Genomic DNA, 26,814 nt, shown 5'->3' with positions numbered 1-26,814 from the left:
TTCTCCCTTCACCTTTCCAGCGAATCGCCGGAAAACTCGTTGCGCAGCAGGTGTTTCTGGATCTTCCCCACCGAGGTGCGCGGCAACTGGTCGACGAACTGGACGAACTCGGGGACCTTGAACTTCGCGAGCCGCTGCGCGCACCACTGCCGCAGGTCCTCGGCGGTGGCTTCGGCGCCGGCGTGCAGGACCGCGAAGGCCTTGACCGCCTCGTCCCGCATCTGGTCGGGAACGGCCACGACCGCGGATTCGAAGACCGCGGGATGCTCGTTGAGCACGCGTTCGACCTCGGCGGACGCCACGTTCTCCCCGGAGCGCTTGATGACGTCCTTGGCGCGGTCCACGAAGTGCAGGTAGCCGTCCCGGTCGGCGCGCACGGTGTCCCCGGTATGCAGCCACCCGTCCCGCAGCGCTTTCGCGGTCGAGTCCGGGTCGTCGAGGTAACCGGTCATGAGCGTCCGGCCCGGCACGCCGCCGACCAGCAGCTCACCCGGTTCGCCCGGTTCGACGTCCTTCCCCTCGACGTCGACGATCCGCAGCACGGCTCCCGGGACCGGCCGGCCGATGCTGTGCGGGCGGCGATCCCCGTGCAGCGACCCCATGGTGGGCGGCGTGACGGTCTCGGTCATCCCGTACAGCTGCACCATCGGAACGCCGAACCGGCCTTCGAACTCCCGTAGCGCCGCTTCGGAGACGTTCTGCGCGAACATCCCCGCTCGCAGCCGGTGCCCGCGGTCGTGCTCCGACTGCTCCGCCGCCAGGATCATGCGCATCGGGGCCGCGAACAGACTCGTGACCGTGGCTTCCAGCGCGGCCGCCTGCGCCGACCACCGGCTGGCGCTGAACTTGGGCGCCAACCCGATCGACGCGCCCGTCACCAGCGCGGACATCGTCGAGTAGTACTGGGCGTTGCCGTGGAACAGCGGCAGCACCACGAGTTGGCGGTCGTCCGGCCCGAGCCGCAGCTGACCGGCCACCGTCTCCCCGGCCGCGGCATAGGCGGCGTGCGAGACCAGAACTCCCTTGGGGCGGCTGGTGGTTCCCGATGTGTAGAGGACGCTCGCGGTCTGCTCCGACGTGGTGTCTTCGACCGCGTGCGGGGAGCTGGCGCGGACGCATGCGTCGAAGTCGTCCGCACCGCCGGAACCGACCACGAGGACCGGTGCTCCGGCCGCCGCTTCGGCCACCACCCCGTGCAGGCTCCGCTCGGTGATCACCGCCCGGCAGTTCGCGTGCCGCAGCACGAAGCCGAGTTCGTCCGCGCTGGCCAACGGGTTCGTCGGCACGAGGACCGCACCCGCCAGCGCGGTGCCGAACCAGCTCTCGTAGAACTCCGGCTGGTTGGTCAGGTGCACGTTGACCCGGTCGCCGGGGCGGACTCCGGCGTCGCGGAGCAGTCCGGCGACCTGCCGGGCCCGCAGGAAGACCTCGCCGTAGCTGGTGGTGCGCACACACCCCGGTTCCGGCTCGAAAGCCAGGAACGTGCGACGCGGTGCATAGGTAGCGTGCCAGGCCAGCAGGCCGTGCAGCGTCCGCCCGTCACCGGCGGTCAGCGTTGTTGTGAGCACGGCAACAGCGTTGCCCGGCCAGATCAGACCGGCATCAAGTAATTCTCAACATTTCATTGTCCGGACGATCTCACCGCCGCCGGTCCCTACCGTGATCCACGGCAAGGTCACTCACCGGGCGCCACGTCCCGGTCCCCAGTCAGGGAGGCGGCACGATGTCCCATCCCGCGGTGGACAACACTGCAACCGCGTGTTCGGGCCGAGCGGCGATTCCCACCCCGCACGGCGTTTTCCAGGCGATCGCCTTCCGCGCGCCCGACGGTGTCGAGCACGTCGCGCTGGTCCGCGGCGAGGTGCGCGATGGCAGGCCGGTGCTGGTCCGCATCCACAGCGAATGCCTGACCGGCGACCTGTTCGACTCCCTGCGCTGCGACTGCGGCCCGCAGCTGCGCGCCGCGCTGGCCACCATCGCCCAGGAAGGCCGGGGGGTCGTGGTGTACCTGCGCGGGCAGGAGGGACGCGGGATCGGCATCGGGCGCAAGCTCCAGGCCTACGACGCCCAGCAGTCGCTCGGACTGGACACCGTCGACGCCAACACCCACCTGGGACTCCCGGTCGACTCCCGCGACTACGGGGTCGCCGCGGAGATCCTCGCCGAGCTGGGCGTGCGAGGCGTTCGACTGCTGACCAACAACCCGGACAAGCAGGACGCCTTACTGCGGCACCGCATCCCGGTGGTCGAGCGGGTACCCCTGCAAGCGCAGCCCACGCAGCACAACATCGGCTACCTCACGGCGAAGCGGGACCGGCTCGGACACCTCCTCGACCTGCCCACCACACTCGCGCGCTGACGGCGGGCACCTGACCAGAGCGCAAGGCGTCTCGCGGTGGCCGGCAGTCATCGGCGCGGGCCTCACGGCCACGGGCGAGCGGGGCAGTCGCAGCAAATTCCCAGATGGCCTGTCAGCGGACAAGTGCCGATCAGCGGAAGGAGTCGAAATGTTGCCTGATGGTACGAAGATCGGGCGGTGGCAGCCGGTCAGCTGTGGTCGGCACGCCTTCGATCGGGCCGCACGAAACGCCGAACCCGGGTTGGTCGCCAAGGCGTTGTGCGGCGTCGATGTCAGTACTGACGAATTGCAGCGGATCGCGCCGGAGATCGCCTGGGTGCGTGAGGACACCTGCATGGCGTGTTGGCGGATCCTCGCCTCCCGCCAGTAGCCGAACCGTTCATCGGAGGCCGGCGAACAGCCAGAAGTTCTACCCCGACTACGCGACTAGGAACTCCGATGATGAAGGAGAACGTCAAGGTGCCTGCCCCGCACGCCGCTGAGAACGACCCGCTGGGCCCGGCCGACATGGTGGTCGGTGTGCTGGGCGGCACCGGCGACCAAGGTCGCGGCTTGGCCCGCCGGCTCGGCCTGGCCGGGCGCGAAGTCCTGATCGGCTCCCGATCGGCCGATCGGGCGCGTTCGATCGCGCGAGACCTCCCCATCGCGACCGGCATGGACAACACGGAGTGCGCAGCACGCGCGGACCTGGTCGTTGTGGCGGTTCCGTGGGACAGCCACGCGCCGATCCTGTCCAAAGTGGCCGATGAGCTGATCGGGAAGATCATCGTCGACTGCGCGGTCCCGATGGGATTCGACCGGCACGGTGCTCACACGCTCGACGTGCCGGAGGGCAGCGCCTGCTTGCAGGCCCAGCGGATCTGCCCCGAGAGCCGCGTGGTCGGTGCCTTCCACCACGTTTCCGCGGCACTGCTGCTGGATCCTTCGGTACCGCGGGTGGAGACCGACGTCATGGTGGTCGGCGACGACCGGGCTGCGACCGATGCCGTCATCGAGCTGGCGGACACCATCCCCGGGATGCGCGGGATCTACGCCGGAAGGTTGCGCAACTCCCGCCAGGTGGAGGCACTCACCGCCAACCTGATCTCGATCAACCGCCGGTACCGGGCGCATGCCGGGGTCCGGGTGACCGATGTCCCGCGGACCCCGGTCCGCTGATCGCTTCTCGATCGCTGTCCAGGCGGCCGGGCCCCGCCCGACCGTCCACCACACCCGGTCCCGGGGAATCCTCGCCCGGACCGTTCGAAGGAACGGAGCGGCCATGGAAACGGAGCGTCACGTCAGGGAACAGAGGAACTCTTCGCAGGTCCGCGTGCTCGTCGCGGACCGCCTTCCGGTCGTGCGGTACGGCGTGAGCCTGCTGCTGGGGGGCGGTCGAGCGTTCAAACTGGTGGGCACGGCGGGGACAGGCGGCGAAACGATCGAAGCGAGCGCCCGCACGCATCCGGACGTCGTGCTGCTCGACCTGCGTTTCAGCGACCTGCTGGCGCCCGAGATCATCACCGAGCTGCGGCGCAAGGATCCGCACGTCCGCACCGTCGTCTTCACCTCCTCACCGGAACACGCCATCGCGAAAGCGGCGGTGAACGCCGGGGCACGCGAGGTGTTGTCGAAAGACGCGGGTCGCGGCGAGATCATGCACACCCTGCTGGCGGTAGCTCACGGGGATCGGCAACCCAACTCGCCGCGCCGCCGGAAGGTTCGCGGGCCGATCACCACGCGGGAGTACGACGTTCTGCGCAGAGCGGCGCTGGGCCAGAGCACCACCGAGATCGCCGCGGCGATGTACCTCTCGCCGAACACGGTCAAGGGGTACATGCAGAACACGCTGCGGAAGCTGGACGCCCGCAACAGGATCGAGGCCATCGCCAAAGCCCGCGGCCTGGGCCTGCTGTAGGGCTTGGGCAGAGGTTGGCGGCCGCAGCTGCGGGTGGTGTCGGAGGTGCAGGTGGCATCGTCGGCAGCCGATGGATCCCAAAACCCGAGATCGAGTTGATCACTGCTGGAGATCTTTCATCAGCACATCGAAGATTGGGCCTCGGGCAACGGGTTCCGCTTTTGCGCGACCTTACGCCAGCCCCAGCTGGCATAAGCGTGCTGGGCGGGACCAGCTGCGGTCTGCACCGTCAAGGTCGCTCGCTCTTCTCTTCGTCAACTCCCGCACCGTCCTGGATTCCGCCCGGGTCGCGATGGAAGCACACGACGCATACGGCCTGCTCGCTCACAACCGGATCGAGCGTTACCTACGCGACGCCTACCACACCGTCGCTCCCGCCGGCACCGATGACGTGCAGCGACTACGGCTGTCGAATTCTCGTTGGGTTGGGAACCGAGAAAACGCAGTGGTCGCAACAACTGTCGCACATTCTCTCGGCACCCCGCGAAGGAAACCCGACAATCGACCTCCTGCAAGAAGCAGCACCCGAAGGATGGTGATCAGAAACCGCACATAACCAGCACACCCGGTAACAGGATTCCCACGAACAGCCCGGGCAGTGAGTCGGGCGCGTTCGGGGTGCCATGCTCTTCGATTCCGGTACCGGCGGCGGCTCCTGGAGGACGAGTTCGCCCTCCGGCATCTTCGGTCCCACGCGGCGCGCGGGCCGGTTGAACAACGTCGTGGTCAACGTGATCGCCCTTCTGGTGAAACGTTCCCCTACGGATTCCCCGCGCGCCCGGTCAACGGGTTCACGAGCGGTTCGACGCGGCTACTTTTCGCCGTGTCGCGGTTGCGGCCAGCCAGCCAGAGAGGAACCGGACACCGAAATGAAAGGCACTGCCAAGGATGTCACAAGCCGGCTCGCCAGGCTACGGCTGACGATCGGATCCCGATCGGTCGAACTCGCGCAATTCGCCCGGATCGAAGACTCCGCAGCCGCATTCACCTCACCGTCGGCACATGTGACCGTCGAGGCGCTGCTTCCCACCGCCGGGCGCGCACGATGAGCCGCGCGTGTGCTGTTGGCGGGCATTACCCGGTCGTTGTGGTGGGCGGGGGCCAGGCCGGGCTGTCCGCCAGTTACTGCCTGCGGGAGCGGGCGATCGAACACGTGGTACTCGAATCGCACCAAGTGGCACACGACTGGCGGTCCCGCCGGTGGGACTCCTTCTGCCTTGTGACCCCGAACTGGCAGTGCTCGCTGCCCGGTTTTCCCTACCGTGGAGCGGATCCGCACGGGTTCATGGTGCGCGACGAGATCGTGGCTTACCTGGAGGACTACAAGACAGCGTCCGATCCTCCGCTGGCCGAAGGTGTCCAAGTTACGCGGCTGCGCCGCACCGACAAGGGTCTGTTCCACCTTGACACCACTGCCGGCGAACTGACCGCGGACCAGGTGGTCGTCGCTACCGGCGCATATCACGAACCGAGCATGCCCCGGATCGCCGAACGGCTGCCCGGCACCGTCCGCCAGCTGCATTCGGCCGACTACCGCAACGCGGACGCCCTGCCCGTGGGGGCCGTGCTCGTGGTCGGCAGCGGGCAGTCCGGTGCGCAAATCGCGGAGGACCTTCACTTGGCGGGCCGTCAAGTGCACCTAGCTGTCGGGGACGCGCCGCGGGTCGCCCGTTTCTACCGGGGGCGCGACTGCGTGGCCTGGCTGGCGGACATGGGGTACTACGCCAAGACCATCGACGAGTTCCACGACCCCGAACTGGTCCGCAAACGCGTCAACCACTACGTGACCGGCCGGGACGGCGGTCGGGACATCGACCTGCGCTCGTTCGCCCGCGACGGGATGCGGCTGCACGGACGACTGCTCGACATCGACGGTGCGAACGCCGTGTTCGCCGACGACCTGGAGCGCAACCTGGATTCCGCCGATGCCGTCGCGGAGTCCATCAAGGACTCGATCGACACCTACATCGAGGAACGCGGGATTGACGCCCCGCGGGAGGAACGGTACGTGCCGGTGTGGCGTCCAGATCCAGCGCAGGGTGGGCGGTTGGACCTGTCCGCGGCCGGGGTGACTTCGGTGATCTGGGCGACCGGGTTCCGCTCCGACTACCGCTGGATCGAGGTGCCCGTCTTCGACGGCCGCGGCTACCCGACGCATTGGCGTGGTGTGACCAGCGCGCCGGGCCTGTACTTCCTCGGTCTGCCGTGGCAGCACACCTGGGGATCTGGGCGGATGGAAGCCGTGGGCAAGGACGCGGAGCACCTCGCCGAACGGATCGTGTCCTACAGCCCGCTGCGGCCTGGGGCGCGGCCGGTGCACAGCAGCAACGACATATGCGGCGCGCTCACCGGCTCCGCGACCACCGCCTCGCTGGCGTGCTGAGGAGGGCCGCCGGATGACCACTCGCCGCGTCCACGACGCTCACCGCCACCTCGGCGCGCTGCCCGCGCACCCGTTCTACGGCGGTCCGCCGGTGAACCCGGACTCCACCGCCCGTGCGACGATCAAAGAGTTGCTGGCCGACCTCGATGCGGAGGGAACGGAACGGGCCCTGGTGCTCCCCAACTACGGGGTGCCCGACCCGGCTGTGGCTTTTTCGCTCAACCACCTGGTGCTCGAGGCTGCCCAGACCGACGATCGCGTCCGGGCCGGGCTCTGGGTTTCACCTCGGTCCGACGACGAGCAGCGCACCGCCGGAGCCCTCGCTCTGGCGGGCGAGAGCGGGGTCCGGGCGCTGAAGCTGAGTTTCCTGTTGGGCGGCTCCCCCAGCGACCCTGCCTGCCGACCACACCTGGACCGCATCTTCGCCACGGCCGAGCAGCACGACCTCGTGGTGCACGTCCACACCTCCCCAGGGTCCACTTCGGACATCGACGAGGTCGGGAAGCTGGTGGAGTGGTACGCCGACCGCGTGCGTGTGCACCTGGTGCACTTCGGTGGCGGGATGAGCGGGCACATCAAGCTCGCCGGTTCCCGCTTCTTCGACTGGATCAGCGCTGGCAAGCGCGTCTACACCGACCTCTCCTGGGCCATCGGGTTCGCTCCGCACTGGCTGGCCCGGGAGATCGAGCACCGCGGCATCGGACACGACCGCGTGCTCTTCGCCAGCGACCAGCCGTGGGGTGACTTCGCGGGCGAGTTCGCCCGACTGCACGCCGCGGCGGGCGACGGCGAACTCGGCGACCGGGTCTTCCTCGACACGTTCGCCGCGCTCTACGACTGAGCGAATCCCATTCCACATCCCCATCATGAGGAGGACATCCATGTCCGACAACGTCGAACTCACCGACTTGGAGCAGAAGTCGCTGGGCGAGATCCCGCACCCATCGCTGCCGGAAGGATCCAGCATCTACGGATCCACCAAGGTCTTCCCCGACTACCAGGCGGAGAACGGGGAAGCGTACTTCACCCTCGTGCACGGCATCGCCCACGAATCCTCGGTGAGCTTCGTGGCCGTGCTGCAGGCGACCCGCGCCCTGCGCAAGGGCTTCGAGACCGCGATCTACTTCTACGGCCCCGGCGCTCTCAACTGCTTGGCCACCCGCGGCTTCCCGACCACCGGCAACTCCGCCTTCCCCGGCGAGCACAACATCAACAACCAGCTCAAGACCTTCATCGCCGAAGGCGGCAAGGTCTACTGCTGCCGCTTCGGCCTGTCGTTGCACGGTGCGCGTGAGGAAGACCTCATCGAAGGCGTCATCCCCGCGCATCCGCTGGACGTGCAGGACGCGATCATCCACTACGCGCGCAAGGGCGCGATCATCAACTCCACCTACCAGCTCTGAGAGGTGCACCGTGAGCGTTGGCACCGACAAGACGCGTACGACAAGCACGGCGGTGGACGTGCGGATCACCACCCGAGCCGAACTCGCCCTGCACGGGATTCGGGTGGACGCCGAGGTCCGGCGGCCGGACGGCGCCGGCCCCAGTGACGACGGGCACGTCCTCGTCGACGGTGCCAACGCCGCGCTGCCCACCAACCCCGCCAGCCCCTACACCGTTCGCGACGGGAAGGTCTGGCTCGGTGAGCAGGACACCGGCCTGGCAATTTCACCCGTGCAGCGCCCGCAGTTCTACCGTCTGTCTACTGAGGACGGTGTTTCGTACGAGCAGATAGCCCGGCTGCACGGCGCCGACGTGCTGGCCACCACGGTGGTCCAGACGTGCATCCGCTACGGCGAATCCGACCGGTGCCGCTTCTGCACCATCGAGGAATCCCTGCGCTCCGGCGCCACCGTCGCGGCCAAGACACCGGCCCAGCTGGCCGAAGTCGCCGAAGCAGCCGTGCGGCTCGACGGGGTGCGGCAGATGGTGATGACCACTGGCACGACCGCCGGGCCCGACCGCGGCGCCCGCAACTTGGTGCGCTCCGTGCGCGCCGTGCTCGAAGCGGTCCCCGGACTGCCGATCCAGGTGCAGTGCGAGCCGCCGGGCGACCTGCGCTGGATCCGCGACCTGCATGACGCGGGAGCAACCTCCATCGGCATCCACGTCGAGGCGCTCGACGAGGACGTGCGACGCCGCTGGATGCCCGGCAAATCGACCGTCCCCCTGGCCGAGTACGAGGCTGCGTGGGACGAGGCGGTGCGAGTCTTCGGCCGCAACCGCGTCTCCACCTACCTACTGGTCGGGCTGGGCGAGAACCCCGATGAACTGATCGACGGTGCGGCGGCGCTGATCGAGCGCGGCGTGTACCCGTTCGTGGTGCCCTTCCGGCCCATGCGCGGCACCCTCGCGGCCCGAGACGGCATCGGCGCGCCGAGCTCGGAGGTGCTGCGCTACGTCACCGAAGCGGTCGCGGAGCGGTTGCGGCGCGCCGGCATGTCCGGCGCAGATCAGAAAGCGGGTTGCGCTGCCTGCGGGGCCTGCTCGGTGCTGCGCTCGGCGGGCGGGTGATCCCGGATGGCGTTCGACGACGTACTCGCTCTGACGGGGACGGGGTCCCCACCACCGGCTCCGGACATCCTCTCGCTGCTCGGTGATCGCGCGACCCTGGCTCGGCAGGTGCCGTTCCGCATCGAGCAGGCTGACGGCCCGGCGGCGGTGGCGGCGTACCGCGCGCTGCGCACCGATGTTTTCGTCGGAGAACAACGGCTTTTCGCGACCAGCGACTTCGACGATCGGGATGCTGATGCTCGCACCGTGGTGCTCGTGGCCAGGGACCGCACCGGCGCGGTGGTCGGCGGCGTGCGACTCGGCCCGGTCAACGACGGCCCGGACATCGGCTGGTGGCGCGGCGGTCGGCTGGTCGTGGCGCGGAATTCTCGCCGGCTCGGTGGGGTCGGCCCGGCGCTGGTGCGGGCGGCCTGTGCCCGGGCCGAGGCCGAAGGCGCACTCCGCTTCGAGGCGACGGTGCAGCCGCGCAACAAGCCGCTGTTCGCCCGCCTCGGCTGGCGACCGGTCCGCGACGTCGTCGAGGCCGGCGCACCCCACGTGCTGATGCGGTGGCCGGTCGACCGGATCGGGGCCCAGACATCAGCGACCAAGGCACCGCTAGGCCCGCTGCTGGCGGGACTGGCAGTCGGCGCCGGGACCGGCGCGCTCGGCGGGCCGGGGTTCACCGGCGACGACGGCGCACCGGTGCCCGGCAGCGACCTCGTCGCCGCCAGCGATGCCATCGTGCCGTCCATGGTGGAACGCGACCCGGAATGGGCCGGTTGGTGCTCGGTGCTGGTCAACCTCAACGACCTCGCCGCGATGGGTGCCGCACCCGTCGGGCTGCTGGATGCACTCGCAGCCCGGGACAGCTCGCACGCGGATCGGGTCCTCACCGGGCTCAGGAATGCCGCGCAAGCGTACGGGCGGATACCGGTCCTCGGTGGACACACGCAGATCGGCGTGCCCGCCTCGCTGTCGGTGACCGCACTCGGCCGCACCGCCCACCCGGTGCCCGGCGGTGGCGGGCGCCCCGGCCACGAGGTGCGGCTCACCGCCGACCTCGGCGGAGCCTGGCGACCGGGCTACCTCGGAAAGCAGTGGGACTCGACCACCCGGCGCAGTCCCGCCGAGCTGACTGCGATGCTCGGTGCCATCGGCGCCGCCCGACCCGCTGCGGCCAAGGACGTCTCGATGGCCGGGATCGTCGGCACGCTCGGCATGCTCGCGGAGGCAAGCGGCTGCGGCGCAGTGCTGGACGTCGCGGCCGTCCCGCGCCCGTGCGAGGCATCCGCCGGCGACTGGCTGACCTGCTTCCCCGGCTTCGCGATGCTCACCACCGATCGACCGGGCGCGCCGGGCCTGCCCGCAGGCCCGGCGGTCGGTGCGGTATGCGGCGAGCTGACGGTAGGAGCAGGCGTCGGGCTGCGCTGGCCCGACGGGGAGATCACACAAGTGGTCACCGGCCCGGTGACGGGATTGGGGAACGCGTGAGCACGCTACGAATGGCCGCCGTCTCGGCCCGATTCGGGCGCGACCTGGAGGAGGACTTCCGCCACATCGAGCAGTTGATCAAGCAAGCGGACGCCGACGGCGTACAACTCCTAGCGCTGCCCGAGGCATGCCTGGGCGGCTACTTGCTCAGTCTCGATGGCACCGGAGCTGCGGAGGACCCGGGGCCTCCCCCGCTCGACGTGGACGGACCCGAGATCCGGCGCCTCGCGGGCCTCGCGGGAGAGATGACCGTGATCACGGGCTACTGCGAGGCCGGTGCGGACGGGCGCCGCTACAACAGCGCGGTGTGCGTCAACGGTGACGGCGTGCTGGGAAACCATCGCAAGGTGCACCAGCCGTTGAGCGAGGACGCCAGCTACTCGTCCGGCGATGGCTTCCACGCCTTCGACACGCCGGTAGGCCGGATCGGCATGCTCATCTGCTACGACAAGGCCTTCCCCGAAGCGGCGCGGACGCTGGCCCTGGACGGTGCCGAGATCGGCGTCTGCATCTCGGCCTGGCCCGGGTCGCGCACGAACGCTGCGGCCGATCTGGCGCAGGACCGCTGGAAGCGCCGCTTCGACCTCTTCGACCGGGCCCGGGCCCTGGAGAACCAAATCGTGTGGGTCTCCGCCAACCAGGCGGGCTCATTCGGCTCGCTGCGCTTCGTGGGCAGCGCCAAGGTCGTCGAGCCCGGCGGCGAGGTTCTCGCCGATACCGGGGTCTCGCCAGGCATGGCCGTCGCCGAACTAGACGTGGCCGGTTCTCTGGAGACCGCCCGGCGGTTCATGGGACACCTCCGCGACCGGCGCCCGGATGCCTACCTGCACACCGCAGGAGCGATCAACGCATGAGCACCGTTCAACGCCGACCGTCCGCCTATCGATAGGGGAACGCGTGAAGATCGCCCTCCTGAGCTACTCGACCAAACCGCGCGGCGGCGTCGTGCACACGCTGGCTCTGGCCGAAGCACTGGCCGCTGCCGGCGAGGACGTGACGGTGTGGACGCTGGCCCGCGGCGGCGACACGGGTTTCTACCGCCCCGTCGACCCTGCGGTGAAGCTGCAAATCGTGCCGTTCCCCGACGGCCCCCCGCAGGAAACCGTCGGCGACCGCGTCCTGCGATCCATCGACGCGCTGCGCGCGGCCTTCCAGCCGACCGAGTACGACGTCGTGCACGCCCAGGACTGCATCAGCGCCAACGCCGTCGGGCGGTGCGTGCGCACCGTCCACCACATCGACCACTTCACCACCCCGGAACTGGCCGCCTGCCACGAGCGGGCCATCGTCACCCCGCACACCCACATCTGCGTCTCGCGGTCGGTCGCCGACGAACTCGCCGACGGCTGGGGCATCAAAGCCACCGTCATCCCCAACGGGGTCGCCTACCAACGGTTCGCGACGACCGACCCCGAAGCCCGAGCACGCTGGAAGGATCAGCTCGGCCGCTACATCCTCACCGTCGGCGGCATCGAACCCCGCAAGGGCTCGATCGATCTGCTGGAGGCATACGCACTACTGCGCCACCAGCACCCTGACGTCAACCTCGTCATCGCCGGCGGCGAAACCCTCTTCGACTACCGCGACTACCGCACCCGCTGGGAGACCCGGGCCGCGGAACTGGGCGTCGAACCGATCCTGCTCGGCACCCTCCCTGACCACGACCTCCCACCCCTGGTCGCCGCAGCCGAAGCGTTCGCATTCCCCTCCACCAAAGAAGGATTCGGGCTCGCCGCGATGGAAGCCCTCGCCGCCGGCGTCCCCCTGGTCGTCCGCGACCTACCAGTCCTGCGCGAAGTCTTCGACACCGCAGCGCATTTCGGCGACAACCCGCACTCCTTGGCCACCGAACTCAATGCCGCCCTAACCACCGACAACCCGGGGAAACGGGCTCGCGGGTGCGAGCTCGCCGCCCGCCACACCTGGCGCGAAGCAGCCGAACGCCACATCGACCTCTACCGGACCCTGCGCTAAACATTGTCGTGCCGCGACGGCGGCGACCTGCTAATCCGCGCGCTGAGAGCCATACCCGGTCGGTGGGGGTGTAGCGAACCTGTGCGATCTGGCGGCGTAGCACGCGTTCTCATGCCACAGGACAAGTACTTCGGCGTCCCCCAGGAGGGCCTGTCAGCGATCTTGTGGGCGCGGTGGTGATCCGACAAGCTGAGGCGCCGATGCCTCGGCGGAGAGGATCATCGTGTCGGAGAAGTCGACGTCGGCGGCCGCGGGGGTCGTCGGTCCCGGAGGATGCGGACGTGCAGGTTGCGCCTGCACATGCTGCACCCAACTAGCACTGATCATCGCCTCCGGCGAGGCAGTCGCCCCACGCAGGCAGACGAGGTGCCTACGCGGGGCGCACCTTCGATATGTACCTCGCTACCGGCGCCCGCCGAACGCGTCGGCCTTGACACCCGCCAGGAAAGCATGGAACTGGCGCTCGGTGAACCCAAGGCCCGTCCAGACCCGGCTTCTACTCAGAGCTGCGGGAAACTGTCGGACTTGATCGATCGAAGAAACCCGTGCCATTGGGCCGGTGCGAAGACCAGCGCCCGCCCCTGCGGATTCTTGCTGTCACGGGCCGCCACATGGCCACCGATGAAAGCTACCTCGACGCATTGGCCATTTGGCGTGCTGCGTGAGCTCTTACGCCACGTCGCGTCGGCTAAGTCGGCCGAGGCCCGGGTATGTCCGCTTCGCTGCGTCAAGTCAGCTCCTTCGCGGCCTTCCTGATCAGAGTTTGGGTCCGTTCGGGGGCAGCCGCTCTCGCACGTAGATGATCGAACAGTTCTCGATACCAGGCTACGTCTGCCGCCTCATCGAGGAACAGGCCGCCGCGCGCGTCGAGGTATGCCACGCCGAGATCGGTTGCTTCCGGGAAGCTCAGAACCGCAAAGCTGCCAGCGATTGCCGGATGGCCATCGATGTCGAACGGGAGCACCTGAAGAACGACGTTGGGCCACGCTGACGCCTCAAGGAGGTGCTCCAGCTGTTCCTCCATGACGGCTCGTCCACCCCAAGCACGGCGAAGTACAGCCTCATCTACGATCGCCCACATCTTGAGCGGATGCTCGTGCCGAAGGCGCTCTTGCCGCAACATGCGAACTCTGACCTGGCGCTCGACGTCTTCCTCTTTGGCGCCGGGCAGAACCTTGGCAAGCGCCCGGGTGTAAGCCTCGGTTTGCAGCAGTCCCGGTATGAGCTGCGGCTCGAAGTTCGACAGCTCTGCGGCCTCGGCTTCCAGGCCGACATAGCCGTGGTGTTTAGGCGACCCGATGTCCACAGAGGAGCTCACGGTGGATGCGCAGTCATGCAGGGAAGTTCGATGCACGGACACGATGGGCCACAGTCAGGTATTGCGCATTTTCCCGCTTGCTCACGGCCGTGTGCGTGTGCAGCCGCCGCCTGGTGAGTGGTTCGAGATGAATGCCGAGCAGCTTCGTGACTTGCTTGCCGCGGCGCGGGAGGCGATCCGGGAGTCACACGTGAACTACGACCCCACGCCTCGCACGATCATTGTGGGTGGCACGTGTTTCTGACCGAGCTCTACGAATCGGTGCAGCAGCGCCTCGACGTCATGGCGCGGGTGGTGAGCGCTGGTGATGACCGGGCCGTGACCGCGGTTGCTCGCTCCGAGGTACCGACCTCATCGAAGCCGTGCGGACCCTGATGGCCGAACACGAGCCGAACGAGCTCGGCGAGTGCCCAGCATGCTCTCGAACCCTACGCCGGTGGCGGAAACCGTGGCGACGACCGAGAGCACCGTGCAAGGTCTACCTCTCGGCACGGCGGGCCCTGTTCGACGAGGCCGACGAGCCTCGTCATGCGCTGCGCCGACCCCCATGATCTGGCTCGGCTCCCAGCACTCGCCCGGCCCGGGAGCCGAGCCGCCGGCTGGCGACGCGTCGTCGGGCTGTCCCCCCGAGCAGCCATGACCACGGCGACGTGTCGCCGGCCGGACCCTCATCGCGAGGAGCACGCATGATCTCCGTTCACCTCTCCCAGGACTTCCTGGCGTCGACTACCTCAACGATCACCTGCCTTCCACCAGCAAAAGGAGAAAGGCCGATGTGGCACCGAAAACAGCGGCTTTCAGTACTGGCAGTCCTCTCCCGCCTCGGACGTCCACACCACCGCTACGCGTGGACGATCTCCTGCCACGACACACAGGGAAGGCGGGCCCGGCTGTACGTGGGACTCGCTCCGGACGGGGTGACGCTGACGGCCACCCAGCCCGGGCCGATCACGTTGACGCCCATGGAAGCCGGGCGGTTGCGGGCCGCCGTCCGCGAAGCCGTCTCCACACACGCACCGCTGGCACAGCAAGGAGTCCGAACTCGCCATCGCAGCAACGGAACACCGCTGTTCGGGGCGTTCTTCGAGTTCGGAACAGACCAGCAGCCCATACCCACTCAGGCTGCGAACCGATCATCGTCAAGCGAGGAGCAGGAAAACCCTCATGCCACCCCAGCGCAGAAGGACTCCGGGCATGTCGCCGAGGGAAGCCGCCGATGCCCGGCGGCTTGATCTGGTCGCCGCCGCGAACTGGTACCGGCTGACATTGGGCTGGCCGGTGAACTTCGACGCAGCCCACCGCCGCTTGATCCTGCACACCGGCGACGCGCTCGACGCCATAACACTGCCGAACGAGCTGGCCGGCACGGTCGTCCAAGATCTCGAACGGAACCTGCAAGCAGGCCCGGTATGCATCGACACCACCAAAACCTGGTGGACCGTCCTCACCGAACCCTGCACCCGAGCACACGCCGACATCGCCCCGGAATTGCGCAGCCGGCGAGTCCACGCCGTCCCACGCGGAGGACAAGCCATCGTTGCCCACCCACAAGACACACCCCGCTGGCGCCGCGCTCCGGAACCCGACGGCTCCCTCCCACCATGGGCAACCGTGATCACCGCGGCGAACCGAGCCATTCGCCGCCCTGGCTAACCAATGCGATCAAACCGCTGAACGTCGAGCGTGCGCGCGTCACCCACCCGCAGCACATGCTCCGCAAGGGTCGAGCCGCCCCGACACACCCCTCCTCCCGGGGCGGCTCCCCACACCCTCTTCCCGTAGCGCGTTCGGTGACTGCTCCATTGGACGGTCGTCACCACTGAGGGCCGGCCAGTCGAGTCCGGGGCGAGCCATCAGAACGCGATCTCGTTCGGGACCGGTCGGGGTGGCGCGGGGGTCGGCCACTGCTGCGCCTCGCGGGCCTTGATCAGGTCCGACAGCGTCACCGAGTGGCCGCTCCGCTTGCCGTGCGGGACGAGGTCGGTCAGTTGGCGCCGTTCCCACGGGTGGACGTCGGTGTCGTCGGCGAGGCCGAAGACCTGCCGAACCGGTGCATCGAGGTCTGTCACCCCAGATCACCGCCACGGCCCGACGCGAGCTGCCTTGCGGTACGGACGATTTCGCGCATCCGGTCAATCTCCGCGGCGGTGACCTCGGTGTGCTCAAGTAACCAATATTGGGACGCCTCAGGCCGCGGCTTTCCGGAGCGCAGCCGCGAGGATGCGCATGGACGCAGGCGCGCCAGGGTTGATCAACACGTCAACGCCTTCTGCCGGCAGCATCCCGGCCAGCTCCGCGGCTGTGGCCTCCCGCCAACCCGCGACCCGCACCCGGCGCCGGTGCGCGGGTGCCGTGGTCACCAGCATCGACGCCACCCCATCCGGCGCCGGCGCGACCACCGGGTTGCGCTCCTCGTCGACGGCGATCCCGAACACCGCCTCGCGCAACGTCGCCAACAGCGCTTCGGCATCCGCCTCACCCTTGTTCACCAGCCGCAACGTGGCGTCGACCGGATCGGTCGGCGAGCCGGGGCCGGATGGCACGTAGTCGGGGTTGGTGTGGAAGCGCCCGGTCGTTCCGTCAGCCTCGACATGCCAGCCACCCACTACCGCCTGGCGGGGCGGCTGCCGCGGATCACCGCCCTGCTCCTGCCAGGCCGGGTCGATCAGGAACACCCACTGGTTCTCCGCCGGCAGGGCCGAACCACCACTCATCGCCAAAACCTCCTACCGCTCGTCCTCATCGTCGCCACCGCCGCCGAGAACCGTTTCGCCGGGGACGTCGGGGAGCTCCTCCGAGGTCGCTTCCTGGGCCGACTCCACCGAATCCACTTCGCGGGCGTTGTCCTCCTCGTTCGTTGAATCGAACGTCCACGTGGGTCCGGATTCCTCCGCGTCCCAGGCGTTGTCCTCCTCTGCCGGCTCGAACGCCCACGTGGTGCCGGATTCCTCCACTTCCCAACCAGCGCCGTTGGTTTCGTCCAGGACGAAACCGGTGGGCTCGTCCACCCTCGTGCCGCCCGGCGCCTGCCCGTCGAATTCGGCCCAACCACCGTCGGACAAGACCACTGTGTAGGGGTTCGTGTAGGGGTTACTGGGCTCCGACTGCCACCCGACGTTGACTACGTCGGTGGGCGCGAAGACGGTGCCGCCGTGCCCCAGCTTGCTAAGGGCCTGCTGGAAGTCGAAGGCGGATCCACCCGGCTCGTTGAGCTTGCCGGACTTGCAGGCCAGCAGCTGGTAGGAAACGGCGCCGGACTGCTGCTCGCACAGAGTTTTGAAGATAGCCGGCTTCGCGACGATCTTGGCGAAGGCCGCGCCGCCGACCTCCACCTTCGTGCCGTCGGTCCGGGTGACCTCCACGGATGTCTCGTCGGCGTGCGCGTTGATGGGAATCGGGTTCTGACCGGGCCCGAACGGGGAGTACCAGGGCAGCAGCACCGGCTTCTTGTCGGACGCCTCCCACTCCTCCTCCGACATGCCCTGCATCGCATCCTCGCTGAGCGGACTTGAGTAGTTCACCTTGTCCGCGGTGCCGCCGATCTCCGTCCACGTCTGTATGCCCTCGCGGTCGTCCGCATCGCTGACGAAGGTGATCCCGATCAGGTCGCCGTTGCTGTCCTTCAACTCCCACGACTGGACCTCGCCCGGGTCGAAGCGGACCTCATCCCCGGTGTCCACGTTCCGCCCGACGACCCACCCGGTCTCGGAGGCAGCGCTGGTGGACGGTTCCTCCGAACCATGGTTGGGCGCCGATTCCTGCTGCGTGACAGCCGATTCCTGGTTCGCACCGAGGTTCGAGGTCGGCTCCGTATCTGGTACCCGCACCTGAGTGGACAGGTCTGCCGGGGCCTGGATCGACGGATCCGCAACCGCCTTTGCCGCCGACGCCTGGCCGGCGGGAGCGGAGCTGAAGGTGACCATCGACGGCCCCGGCGTCGATTCTGCCTGGGCGTTGGGCGTCGATTCCTGCTGCGTGGCAGCCGATTCCTGGGCCTCATCGAGGTTCGAGGTCGGCGCCGTATCTGGCACTGCCTCGGTCCACTGTTCGTGGTGGACCGGGGTGCCGTCGGACTCGGCCTGGATGGACGCCAGCGCGATCTCGTTCGGGACCGGTTCGGGTGGTGGCGCGGGGGTCGGCCACTGCTGCGCCTCGCGAGCGTCGATCAGGTCCGACAGCGTCACCGGGCGGCCGCTCCGCTTGGCGTGCGGGACGAGGTCGATCAGTTGGCGCCGTTCCCACGGGCGGACCTCGGCGTCGTCGGAGCGGCCGAAGATCTGCCGAACCAGTGCATCGAGGTCTGTCACGCCGCTGCGCTGCTGGAGTTCTGCGATGCGGCGGACCGAAGTCAACCACTCCGGATCGTCACCGCGGTCCGGGTCGAGCTGCCGTGCGGTGCGGACGATCTCGCGCATCCGGCCGATCTCCTCGGCGGTGACCTCGGTGTACACGCCGAGGTGTTTGCCCAGCGGGGTCGGGGCCCGGTGCAGTCCCGTGGTGCGCGCCAGCTCGGCGAGTTCCTGCGGTGTCGGATCGGGTTTGCCCGGGCCTGGTTCCGCGAGCTGCGCGTGCACCTTCACGACCGTGCGGATCGGCTCATCGTCGTCGAAGCCGAACTCCCCGCGTTGTGCGTGCAGGGCCGCCACGTCGCGGACGCGGTGGTCGATCACGACCGGCATCGTGCCCACGTCCAAGCCCAACGCTGCGGCGTGCTTGCGCAACTCCTGGACGACGGCCGCGCTGCGCTGCTCGCGCGCGCCCAGTTCGTCGGGCAGCGATTCCACCGTGATGTGGACCGGCGGCAGTGGCGCGCCTTGCTTGGCCAGCCACGCCGCGTTGCCCGCGAGCTTGCTGATGAACCGCTTCGTCTGCACGGTCGCCAACTCGTCCAGTTGCGTGCTGCCGACACCGAACTCGACCTGCACCCGCTTGTCGTCGTGGTCCGGGATGACGGTCAGCACCAGGGCGTTGGGCTTGTCCCCGAGGTGCGATTCGCTTTCGAACAGCGACTCGCCGGGCGCGCGGCCGAACATCTCGAACCACCACTGGTCCCCGCTGGTGCCGAGCTCCTCGCCGCTGAGCGCCATCAGCGCACGCACCGCGTTGCCCTTGGCCGCGGCGAGTTCACCCTTGATCTGCCCAGGATCTTGGTCACCGAGCTCGGCCAGCTTCTGCTGGTTCTCGATCACCTTCAGCAGGCTTTCGACGAACAACTCGCGGGATCCGGTGCCCTCGTTCGCCTTCGTCTTCTCCTTCGCCTTCTCCTCGGCGAGGACCTGCTCGAGTTCGTGCACCCGCGTTGCGTAGTGGGTGATGTTCTCGTCCAGCACGGTGCGCAGGAACTTGTTGTCCTTCTCCCGCCGCCTGGTGTTCTCCAGCACGATGTGGTGCTGGCCGTCGGAGCTTTCCAGCACGACCGGCGCGAAGCGGTAGAACCGCATCCGCTCGACCCGGCGCCCCTCGTCGGAACCGGAGGAGAAGTCCAGCGAGAACCGGCGGCTGCCGTCATCGTTGGTGCCGTGTGAGATCGGCTGGATGAGATAGCCCTCGCCGACCCGCGGACGAGCGTGCTCGTTGATGCCCAGCTTCGCGGCCACCGAGCCTCCCCCACCGGTGCGGGAGAATGCCCGGCCGTAGCCCTCCCCCGGCGTCGGGGAGTCGTACTCCTGCTCGTCCCAGCCCCGGCGCACCTGTCCGGCGGCCCATTCGGTGTCGGTCAGCTCCGGCGTGGTCGAGACCAGCGCGTCGGCCAGCTGGTGGGTGCCGGATATCTCCTTGTCGCTGGTGGTGTTGATCTTCGCCGTGGCGAACTTGCCGGTCCCGCCCGCGCCAGGCGGGCGCGTGTCGTAGAGGACGGCGTGCGTGGGCGAGGCGCCGAGCACGTCGCGGGTGAACTCCTTGGAGATGTCCGAGACACCGCCATCCCCGAAGCCCGGCACCACCCGGTAGAGCCGCTGCATCTTCCCGCCGGCGTTGAACTCGATGCCGGTGCTGTCGTCCACCTGCAACTTCGCGCCCCCGCCGACGCGGTCGAGGTCGGCCTGCGCCCTCCGCACCACATCCAGCGTCGCGAAGACCTCCTTGGCCCCGTGACCGTGCGCGGCGATGGCCAGCGTGCCGTCGCCGGAGATCCGCACCGGCGGATGCTCATCGACCAGCACCGGCCGCGCCCCGAGGAACCGGGGGAAGGACGCATCGATGATCTGCTCGTTGGCCCGGTGGGCGAACGGCCCGCGAGCAAGCTTCTGCGCCGCCCCACCAGTGTCCGAAGCAGACCCGAACGTCCGGTATTCGGTGGTTTTCCACGAAGCCGGCGCGGCGTTTCGGTCCGGCATCGAGCGCGGATGCTGGTCTTCGCCTCCGGTCTGCTCCGAATGCGCCCCCGTTCCGTCACCGGTGTTGGAGTGCGTCGGGGCGGAGTCGTCCGCGCGGGTGAGGCTTCCCTCGCTGTCCGGTTCGGATGTCGACTCGGCGCTGTCGTCGGCCCAGTAGTCCGAGTCGTCCGAAGTCTGCTCGCCGAGCGAAGCTTCCCGATCTGGTGGTTCGGGGCTGTTCGCGGCCTGGGGATGGTCGACGGGCAGCGCGAGGACTGCCTCGGCGTTGTCCGCCCAACGCACGAACCCTTCGAAGTCGAGCATCTGGACGTGGTCCACCTCCGGATCAGCGACCGAGAACAGCCGCGTACCGTCCTGGCGGACCGCCTGGACCAAGACCGGCTGCGCATGCACCCCGATCGTGGCCCGCACCGCGCCGCCACCGCCGCGAACGCGCTCCCACAGCGGCCCCGGCTCGGTCTCGCCGGTGACCCGCACCTGCTCCCGGACCCCGTTGGTGCTCATCACGTCCGACAACGCGGCGCGCAGGCCGTCGAGCGCGGGCCCGTCCCACATCAGCATCGCGCGCATCGTGGTGCTCCACGCCCTGGTCAACTCGGCCCACTGCTCGTGGTGGACCGGGCTGCCATCGGATTCGGCCTGGATGAACGCCAAAGCCGTCCGCTCAATGCTGTCGAAGGAGTCCTGCGCCATCTGCTCGATCTCGTCGAACGCCTCCTGCGCCCGGGTGAGGTGCTGCCGAACGAACTCGTCGACGGCATCCCCGCCCCGCCGCTGCCCCGCCCCGGTACGGCTGGCCTCCATGGTCAACGCGGTCAACTGCTCGTCCAGGTGCCGCACGACGTGGCGTCCGACCTGCAGCAGCCCGCCGATCGTCGGCATCGTGCCCGCCTGCAGGCCGTGCGCGGCGAGCAGGTCGCGCCAGTCGTGGCCGTCGGTGCCGAACAAAGCGTTGCCGAGGGCCTCGTCGTTGTCCAGCAGCCGCTGGAAAAGTCCATCGTGAACCAGCTGCTGGCGGAGGTGCGGGTTCAGGTTCACCAGCGACAGCTGCGTCAGCCGGCGGGACGGGCCCTGTTCCGGCTCGTAACCGGAGTGGCGCAGCAGCGATTCGCGCGCCCGGAAGGGGTCCTTGCCCTGGCCGGTGAGGTCGGCGATGTTGTCCAACAGCTCCTGCAGGCCATGCGGGGAAAGCGGCTGCGCGGCCAGTCGCTCGTGCTGGGTGCTGGCGTTGTGGTGCATCGAACCCGAGACCACCGCATCCCGCACCGGCACCAGCGCCGCCGACAGCACCGCATCGGCGACCAGCGACTTCAGCCGCGCAACATCAAGGCCGGGCACCAAATCCAGGTTCGCGCGGATCTCCCGCAGCGCGCGTCCCAGCTCCGGCCGCGACAGGATCTCCGCCGTGTAGTCCTCGACCCGGCCGTCACCCGCCCACTCGCCCAGCTCGGCACGCGCCTGCGCGAACCGCTGTTCATCCAGGCCGAACGCGGCAAGCTCCTCGGCAACCGACACCTCCGGCTCCGGCCGGTCGCCGGGAAGCTCGGACGGCTCTGACGATTCCGTTGCGTGCTGCGAAGATTCCCACGACGCCGTGGTCGATTCCACCGATTCGTCGGCAGCGGACCAGCTATCCGATGTGGACGCCGATGGTTCCGGTGATCGCTGCGTCTCCTTTGGCGGGACCTCGTCCTGGAAAGGCCGATCCGGCAGATCGACCAGGTCCATCGTGAACTTGTTCCGGCGAGCCCACTCCAGCATTCCGGCCGGGCTGTAGTGGTCGGGGTGGGACTTCTTCGGATCGTGCACCAGGAAGGCCTGCTGCCCGTCGCGTTGGACCGCTTCCAACCAGACCGCGTGAGTGGCTGTGGTCAGCACCGTACCGCCGTTGCGGTGCACCCGCTGCCAGCATTCGGCTACGCCGAACTCATCGCTCCACCGTGTGAACTCCACTTCCCGTCGCGGCAGCCCCTCGTCGACGAGGGTGGTATGCAACGCCTTGCCGAAAGCAATGCTGTTCACCGACGCGAATCGCCGGAACGGGCGGTCGAGCACCATGAGCAGTGCCGAAACCCCCGCGCTCCAGCCCCAACGGCCGTCGATGAGCTTGTTGGTCAGCACGGGGACGGAATCCGGTCCCTGCGACGGATCGACGACGACCGACAGCTTCTGCATGGTGCGCCCCCACCGCTGGCTGAACTCGGCCCACGCATCGGGGTTCCGGCTGTCGCCGTCGATCAGCTCTGAGGCGCGGCGCTCGATGTCGTCGAACACCGCCGCCGCCTCGTCGAGGCGGTCGGACACCAGCTCGCGGATGGTCCGCCCGAAGATCTGGTCGCGTTCGTCGAGCACTTGCGCCCACTGGGCCGGGGGGTTGTCGATCAACGCCCGCACCTCGTCGGCGAGGTTCCGACCGACCAACAGCAGTCCCGCTGTCGTCGGCACCTTGCCCAGCACCTCCGTGTTGGCCGCCGACGCGAGGCAAGTGGCCAGGAAGCGCTGTTCGTCGTGCCCGCCGGAGGCGAACATGGACTCGACCAAGGCGTCCTCGCGGCTCAGCAGACGCTGGAACAGTGCATCTTCGCCCAGCTGCAGCCGCGCCTGCGGAGTCAGGTTGACCAGGGACAGCCGGACCAGCCGCTGCGGCAGCCCGTCGTCCGGCTGGTAGCCGGAGTGCTCCAGCGCGGACCACGCCGCGTCGAACGGGTCCGTCCAGCTCCTGAGGTTCTTGGCGACCCCCGTCAGCACCACCTCCAGGCGGTTCGGGGTCAGCACCCGCACCGCCGACCTGCGCTGGACCGCCGCGTGATCGAGCCCGGCCAGGGAATCCGGGGCCGACTCCCGGACCGGCACCAGCGACGTGGCCAGCACCGCATCCGCCACCCAGGCCCGCAACCGGCCACGACTCGCTTCCGGGATCCGGTCCAGGTTGGCGTGGATGACCTGCAGCGCCTCCCGCACACCCGGATTCGCGGCGATGTCCAGCGAATGGTCCTCCAGGTGACCGGTGGCGGCCAGTCCCTCGAACTCCGCCCGAACCTCAGCGACCCGCTGCGCATCCAAACCGAGATCGACGAGCGAGTTCAGGGCTGCCTCGTGCACACCACCACCAAACGGTGCACCGGCATCGCTGCCCGCCTTGATGTGCGGATCAGTCTCGCCCTGCGGAGCATCAACGTGCAGAGCCGGACCGGACGGGAACAACGTGGATCCCGTCCACGCCTGGCTCACCCAGCCCTTCGGCGAGTGCCCCATCCATGCGGGGCTGCCGCCCGGAGCACGGCCCCGCCTGGCGTAGTACTCGGCACGATCCCGCTGGTACCGGTCGTACAACGCGTTCGGATCGGCCCCGGACTCCCTGAGCCTGGCCTCGGCGTTGCCCAACCGCGCCTGCGCATCCGCCAGCTGTGCCTCGGCCGCCTCGACATGCCGAAGCACCTCCGGCGCACTCCGCGATCCACTCGCCGCGGACCGGTCCAGCGTTGCCTCTCGCCAATCGCGCTCCGCGCGAGTTCCCGCGTATTCCTGCCACGCCCGGTATTCCTCGGGCATCACCTCGCGGCCGAACACCCCTTGGAGGGTCAGCCGCCACTGGGCGTCGAACCCATCGATCTCCACGCGCGAGGCCTGCGCCGGAAGGCTGTTCCCACTCTCGACCGGATCATCGGCATCGGAGGCCTGCCGGCGGTCCGTCGCCCCGACCGACTCGTCGTCGTGCTTGGGGCGCTTCGGCGCTGGATCGGGCTCGTCATCGGCGGACCGCTTCGGCGGCCCGCTCGGGGGCGTGTCCCCCGGTCCGTCCCCGTGGTATTCCTCCATGACGATGCGGGTGGACGGCGCGTTGCCGCCGGGGTCTGGGACGTGGTCCACCGACACCACGCGGAACCGGGTGCCCAGCGGGAACCCGACGGTCAGTTCCCGTTGTCCGGGGATCGCCCGCGCAGACCGCCATGAGCTGGCAGGTGCCGGGCGGTAGGCGATGTGGACCCCGCCCGCGGGCTGGCCGGGTGCCGTCGCGAAGGCGAACCCCTGGTGTTCGATCACCTTTCCCGGCACGAGCCCGTCGTGCATCTCCGGAATCGCCTGGTGGACTTCCCCTCCCGCGTAGAGCGGGAGCCGGTGCAGCGCGGTGTTGATGACCGCGGCGACAGCAGCAGCTCGGGGGCGCCCTTCGGTCAGCTCCTCCTCGAAGTTCGGCCACACCTCGTTGAGCCGGCCTTGAACCGCATCGTCGAGAGCCGCGAGTTCGGTGACCTGCTCCAGGAGGTGCATCGGACTGATATCGGCGGTCGGCCCCCAGCGGAGCGCAGCCGAGACCAGTGCGCTGCCGCGCTGGAGGTGGGCTTTCCATTCCCCCTCAGGCCACAGGTTCTGGTACTGCATGCGGTCGAACGAGATCGGCTGGTATCCGGCCAGCACCCGACCGCGCGGATCTTCCTCGCCCCGCCAGCCGGCTAGCCACTGCTTGGCTTCCTGGAGCCCGGCCTGGGGATCCGCGCCCGGCTGCGCGATCCGGTAGATCAGCTCGTGCGGAACACGGCCGAGCAGGGTGCTCATCTCCACCAGGTCGGCGGCGGTGAACACATCGCTGTCCGCACCGACGCGCGGCAGGTCGGCGAGGTTCGCGAACCCCACCAGTGCGCCCAGGTCGACACCCGGGGAATCCTGCAGCCCCGAGGTGATCCCCAGCCGGTCGGCTGCCCAGCTGCGCAGGACCGTGCGCGGGTCCAGCCTCTGCCGCCGCGCGAGATCAGCGAATTCTCCCGGCGGCATGCCGGTTCTCGCACTGTGCTCGACCAGCAGTGCCCGATCGCTGCCGAGCCCGAGCCGATCCGCGACGTCCACCAGCGCACGGTGATCGAATCCGGCGGTGCCGGATAGCTGTGCGAACCGCGCTGGATGGATCCCCAGCCGCTCCGCCCGCCACCGCTGCACGTCACGCGCCGCGTGCTGAGGAAGCAGGTTGACCCATTGCCCCAGGGACGAACGGCGGGCCCGCAGGGTCTGGTCGAGCTCGCCGAACTCCTCCATCCGCACGTCCAACGAGTGGGCGCGCTCGGCCACGACCGGAACGAGCACGCGGCTCCCGTCCGGAGTGGTGGGCAACCCCGACCGCGCCAAGCTCTCGTGCAGGCCCTGAACCCACTCGTCTACGTTCAGCGGGTTGCCCGCGCGGGCCTGGTTCGCCAGATCGGTGCCGAACACGAGCAGGTGTTCCGGGTTGCGCAGGCCCAGCAGACGTGCCGCACGGACCAGCGTGGCTCCGTCGGCTTCCGGCAGACCGAGCCGCCGGGTCAGCTCCGGGATCTCCTTCGGGACTCGGCCGATCGATGCGGCGTAGGAGATCAGCTCGATCGAGCGCGGGCCCATGCCGATCCTGGAACCGAGCCTCGCCAGCGCCTCGGCGCCGCCGTCGCCGAACACCTGGCGGTAGTCCCTCGACTCGATGGACAGGGCGCTGGACACCCACTGGTGGACGTGGTCGCGCAATTCCTGGCCGCCCGGCGGTGTCGCGTCGAACGCCCGGAGATCTCCGCCTTCGTGTTCCAGCACACCGACCATGTCGTCCCACCGTTCGAGTTGGGCGACCTCGTCCATGCTCCGCAGCTCGCGCAGCGTGATGCCGAACCTGTTCTCCGCCATCACCAGCCCGTTGAGCACCTGCAGCGGCCCCAGCCGCGCCGGTCCGTGGCCGGTCACCGCGGGGTTGTCGACGAACTGGAACAGCCACGCGCGGTCGGCGTCGGACTCAGCACCAAGCACGGCAGCGGCGTCGCGCAAGCTGCGCACGAACCCGTCGAGCTGGCCGGGCACGTCGAGCCCGAGGAAGCCGCGCAGGAACGGCCGCAGGTGCAGCGGGTTCACGGCCAACGCGTCGGCCGCGACGGCCATCGCCGCCTCGGCCGCGATGGCCTCGTGCGCCGGGTGCGGCGCGCCGCCCAGCTCCGCCAGGATCATTTCGCGCAGCACCGGGTGCACCACGTCCTGCCCGAAATCCGGGAGGTCGCGGTCGAATCCGGCGTATCGGGGCAGCTCCGGGTCATGCTCGGTGTAGGTTGGCGGTTCTTCTCCGTCACCAGGTTCTGGCTGGGAATCCGGTGGGTGGGGTGCGTCCCCTTCGACCAACGTGCTCGCGGATTCCTGCGGCGGCATCGAACCGTTGTCGTTCTCCGGATTGTCGAGCAGCATGCTCTCAAAACCCTCGGTCAACACCTGGCCGCCATCGCCCGCGGCCGAACGTCCGGAGTGCGGCAGCGATGCCTCCAACAGCTCCCGGTATTCCATCAGCACAGCGGCGCGCACTTCGTCCGTCGCCGCGTACAGGTCCGGCAAGGACGTGTCGACTTCTGCCAGGAAGCTTTGCAGGAACTGGTGATCCCGCCAGCCGTTGTGGTCCAAGCCGTCAACAACGTGAGCGAAGTCGGCCCACCTCGCGGGACTGGTCAGTCCGAGCCGCTGCAGCCGAGCCGCCATCGCGTCGATCCAGACCTGATGCCCGCCTCGCGGGTTCTCGAAGCCGATCAGGTCGTGCCGGAACAGCGTCGTCAGGTGCACCGGCTC

At 68.9% G+C, this 26,814-nt stretch carries 21 protein-coding genes (1 of these 21 running past the window's edge); 15 read left to right on the top strand and 6 right to left on the bottom strand.

Going from position 1 to position 26,814, the window contains the following annotated elements:
* Window positions 1-8 precede the first annotated feature (8 nt).
* Complete coding sequence (locus tag BLW84_RS24280; protein ID WP_093269212.1) at window positions 9-1,568, bottom strand: AMP-binding protein; 1,560 nt, start codon at window positions 1,566-1,568, stop codon at window positions 9-11.
* A gap of 170 nt (window positions 1,569-1,738) precedes the next feature.
* Between BLW84_RS24280 and ribA the strand changes: the two genes are divergently transcribed.
* The 13 genes from ribA to BLW84_RS24215 all read left to right on the top strand — a co-directional run bounded on the left by ribA (window position 1,739) and on the right by BLW84_RS24215 (window position 12,600).
* Window positions 1,739-2,359 (top strand): GTP cyclohydrolase II, encoded by a 621-nt coding sequence (ribA, locus tag BLW84_RS24275; RefSeq protein WP_342743174.1) that lies wholly within the window; start codon window positions 1,739-1,741, stop codon window positions 2,357-2,359.
* Window positions 2,360-2,507: 148 nt separating this feature from the next.
* Window positions 2,508-2,729: an HC3 family zinc finger protein gene (locus BLW84_RS24270; protein WP_093269208.1), complete on the top strand. Its 222-nt coding sequence runs from the start codon at window positions 2,508-2,510 to the stop codon at window positions 2,727-2,729.
* A gap of 68 nt (window positions 2,730-2,797) precedes the next feature.
* Window positions 2,798-3,517, top strand: coding sequence for an NADPH-dependent F420 reductase (npdG, locus tag BLW84_RS24265; RefSeq protein WP_093269205.1), 720 nt, complete (start codon window positions 2,798-2,800; stop codon window positions 3,515-3,517).
* A gap of 103 nt (window positions 3,518-3,620) precedes the next feature.
* On the top strand, window positions 3,621-4,256 hold the full coding sequence (locus tag BLW84_RS24260) for a response regulator transcription factor (protein ID WP_143061087.1): 636 nt from the start codon (window positions 3,621-3,623) through the stop codon (window positions 4,254-4,256).
* A gap of 70 nt (window positions 4,257-4,326) precedes the next feature.
* Window positions 4,327-4,812 (top strand): acyl-CoA dehydrogenase family protein, encoded by a 486-nt coding sequence (locus BLW84_RS50155; protein WP_218157446.1) that lies wholly within the window; start codon window positions 4,327-4,329, stop codon window positions 4,810-4,812.
* 67 nt (window positions 4,813-4,879) lie between these two features.
* Window positions 4,880-5,305: a hypothetical protein gene (locus BLW84_RS46465; protein WP_143061086.1), complete on the top strand. Its 426-nt coding sequence runs from the start codon at window positions 4,880-4,882 to the stop codon at window positions 5,303-5,305.
* Complete coding sequence (locus tag BLW84_RS24245; protein WP_093269197.1) at window positions 5,302-6,639, top strand: MSMEG_0569 family flavin-dependent oxidoreductase; 1,338 nt, start codon at window positions 5,302-5,304, stop codon at window positions 6,637-6,639. Before BLW84_RS46465 ends, BLW84_RS24245 begins: the two co-directional genes overlap by 4 nt.
* Window positions 6,640-6,652: 13 nt before the next feature.
* On the top strand, window positions 6,653-7,480 hold the full coding sequence (locus BLW84_RS24240) for an amidohydrolase family protein (protein ID WP_093269194.1): 828 nt from the start codon (window positions 6,653-6,655) through the stop codon (window positions 7,478-7,480).
* Window positions 7,481-7,520: 40 nt separating this feature from the next.
* Window positions 7,521-8,042 (top strand): MSMEG_0572/Sll0783 family nitrogen starvation response protein, encoded by a 522-nt coding sequence (locus BLW84_RS24235; RefSeq protein WP_093269192.1) that lies wholly within the window; start codon window positions 7,521-7,523, stop codon window positions 8,040-8,042.
* Between the two features lie 10 nt (window positions 8,043-8,052).
* Window positions 8,053-9,153, top strand: coding sequence for an MSMEG_0568 family radical SAM protein (locus tag BLW84_RS24230; RefSeq protein ID WP_245761339.1), 1,101 nt, complete (start codon window positions 8,053-8,055; stop codon window positions 9,151-9,153).
* A gap of 6 nt (window positions 9,154-9,159) precedes the next feature.
* Window positions 9,160-10,626, top strand: coding sequence for an MSMEG_0567/sll0787 family protein (locus BLW84_RS24225; protein WP_093269186.1), 1,467 nt, complete (start codon window positions 9,160-9,162; stop codon window positions 10,624-10,626).
* Window positions 10,623-11,480 (top strand): carbon-nitrogen hydrolase family protein, encoded by an 858-nt coding sequence (locus tag BLW84_RS24220; protein ID WP_093269184.1) that lies wholly within the window; start codon window positions 10,623-10,625, stop codon window positions 11,478-11,480. The genes BLW84_RS24225 and BLW84_RS24220 overlap by 4 nt, the downstream gene beginning before the upstream one ends.
* Window positions 11,481-11,523: 43 nt before the next feature.
* Window positions 11,524-12,600 (top strand): MSMEG_0565 family glycosyltransferase, encoded by a 1,077-nt coding sequence (locus BLW84_RS24215; protein WP_093269181.1) that lies wholly within the window; start codon window positions 11,524-11,526, stop codon window positions 12,598-12,600.
* A 500-nt stretch (window positions 12,601-13,100) separates the two neighbouring features.
* Here the strand turns inward: BLW84_RS24215 and BLW84_RS24210 are convergent, their stop codons facing one another.
* Together BLW84_RS24210 and BLW84_RS24205 are read right to left on the bottom strand one after the other, a co-directional pair.
* Window positions 13,101-13,331: a DUF397 domain-containing protein gene (locus BLW84_RS24210; protein ID WP_093269178.1), complete on the bottom strand. Its 231-nt coding sequence runs from the start codon at window positions 13,329-13,331 to the stop codon at window positions 13,101-13,103.
* Complete coding sequence (locus BLW84_RS24205) at window positions 13,328-13,906, bottom strand: DUF5753 domain-containing protein (protein ID WP_143061085.1); 579 nt, start codon at window positions 13,904-13,906, stop codon at window positions 13,328-13,330. Before BLW84_RS24205 ends, BLW84_RS24210 begins: the two co-directional genes overlap by 4 nt.
* On the opposite strand from BLW84_RS24205, the gene BLW84_RS24200 reads away from it, so the two are divergent.
* Window positions 13,899-14,162: a hypothetical protein gene (locus BLW84_RS24200; RefSeq protein ID WP_143061084.1), complete on the top strand. Its 264-nt coding sequence runs from the start codon at window positions 13,899-13,901 to the stop codon at window positions 14,160-14,162. The genes BLW84_RS24205 and BLW84_RS24200 overlap by 8 nt on opposite strands.
* A gap of 950 nt (window positions 14,163-15,112) precedes the next feature.
* Complete coding sequence (locus BLW84_RS24190; RefSeq protein WP_093269169.1) at window positions 15,113-15,571, top strand: hypothetical protein; 459 nt, start codon at window positions 15,113-15,115, stop codon at window positions 15,569-15,571.
* Window positions 15,572-15,771: 200 nt separating this feature from the next.
* On the opposite strand, the gene BLW84_RS24185 is transcribed toward BLW84_RS24190, so the two are convergent.
* The 3 genes from BLW84_RS24185 to BLW84_RS24175 form a co-directional block, all read right to left on the bottom strand.
* Window positions 15,772-15,987, bottom strand: coding sequence for a hypothetical protein (locus BLW84_RS24185; protein WP_093269167.1), 216 nt, complete (start codon window positions 15,985-15,987; stop codon window positions 15,772-15,774).
* A gap of 117 nt (window positions 15,988-16,104) precedes the next feature.
* A complete protein-coding gene (locus BLW84_RS24180) occupies window positions 16,105-16,632 on the bottom strand; it encodes a type VII secretion system-associated protein (protein WP_093269164.1) in 528 nt (175 codons plus the stop codon).
* A gap of 12 nt (window positions 16,633-16,644) precedes the next feature.
* Window positions 16,645-26,814, bottom strand: partial view of a scabin-related ADP-ribosyltransferase gene (locus BLW84_RS24175; RefSeq protein ID WP_093269161.1) — the final stretch only. It continues 17,481 nt past the right edge of the window; the window shows 10,170 of its 27,651 coding nt (coding positions 17,482-27,651); the start codon falls outside the window, past its right edge; the stop codon is at window positions 16,645-16,647.

Origin of the sequence: Saccharopolyspora shandongensis, from assembly GCF_900106995.1 — a bacterium.
GTDB lineage: Bacteria > Actinomycetota > Actinomycetes > Mycobacteriales > Pseudonocardiaceae > Saccharopolyspora > Saccharopolyspora shandongensis.
This window is presented reverse-complemented; position numbering and strand designations above follow the sequence as displayed.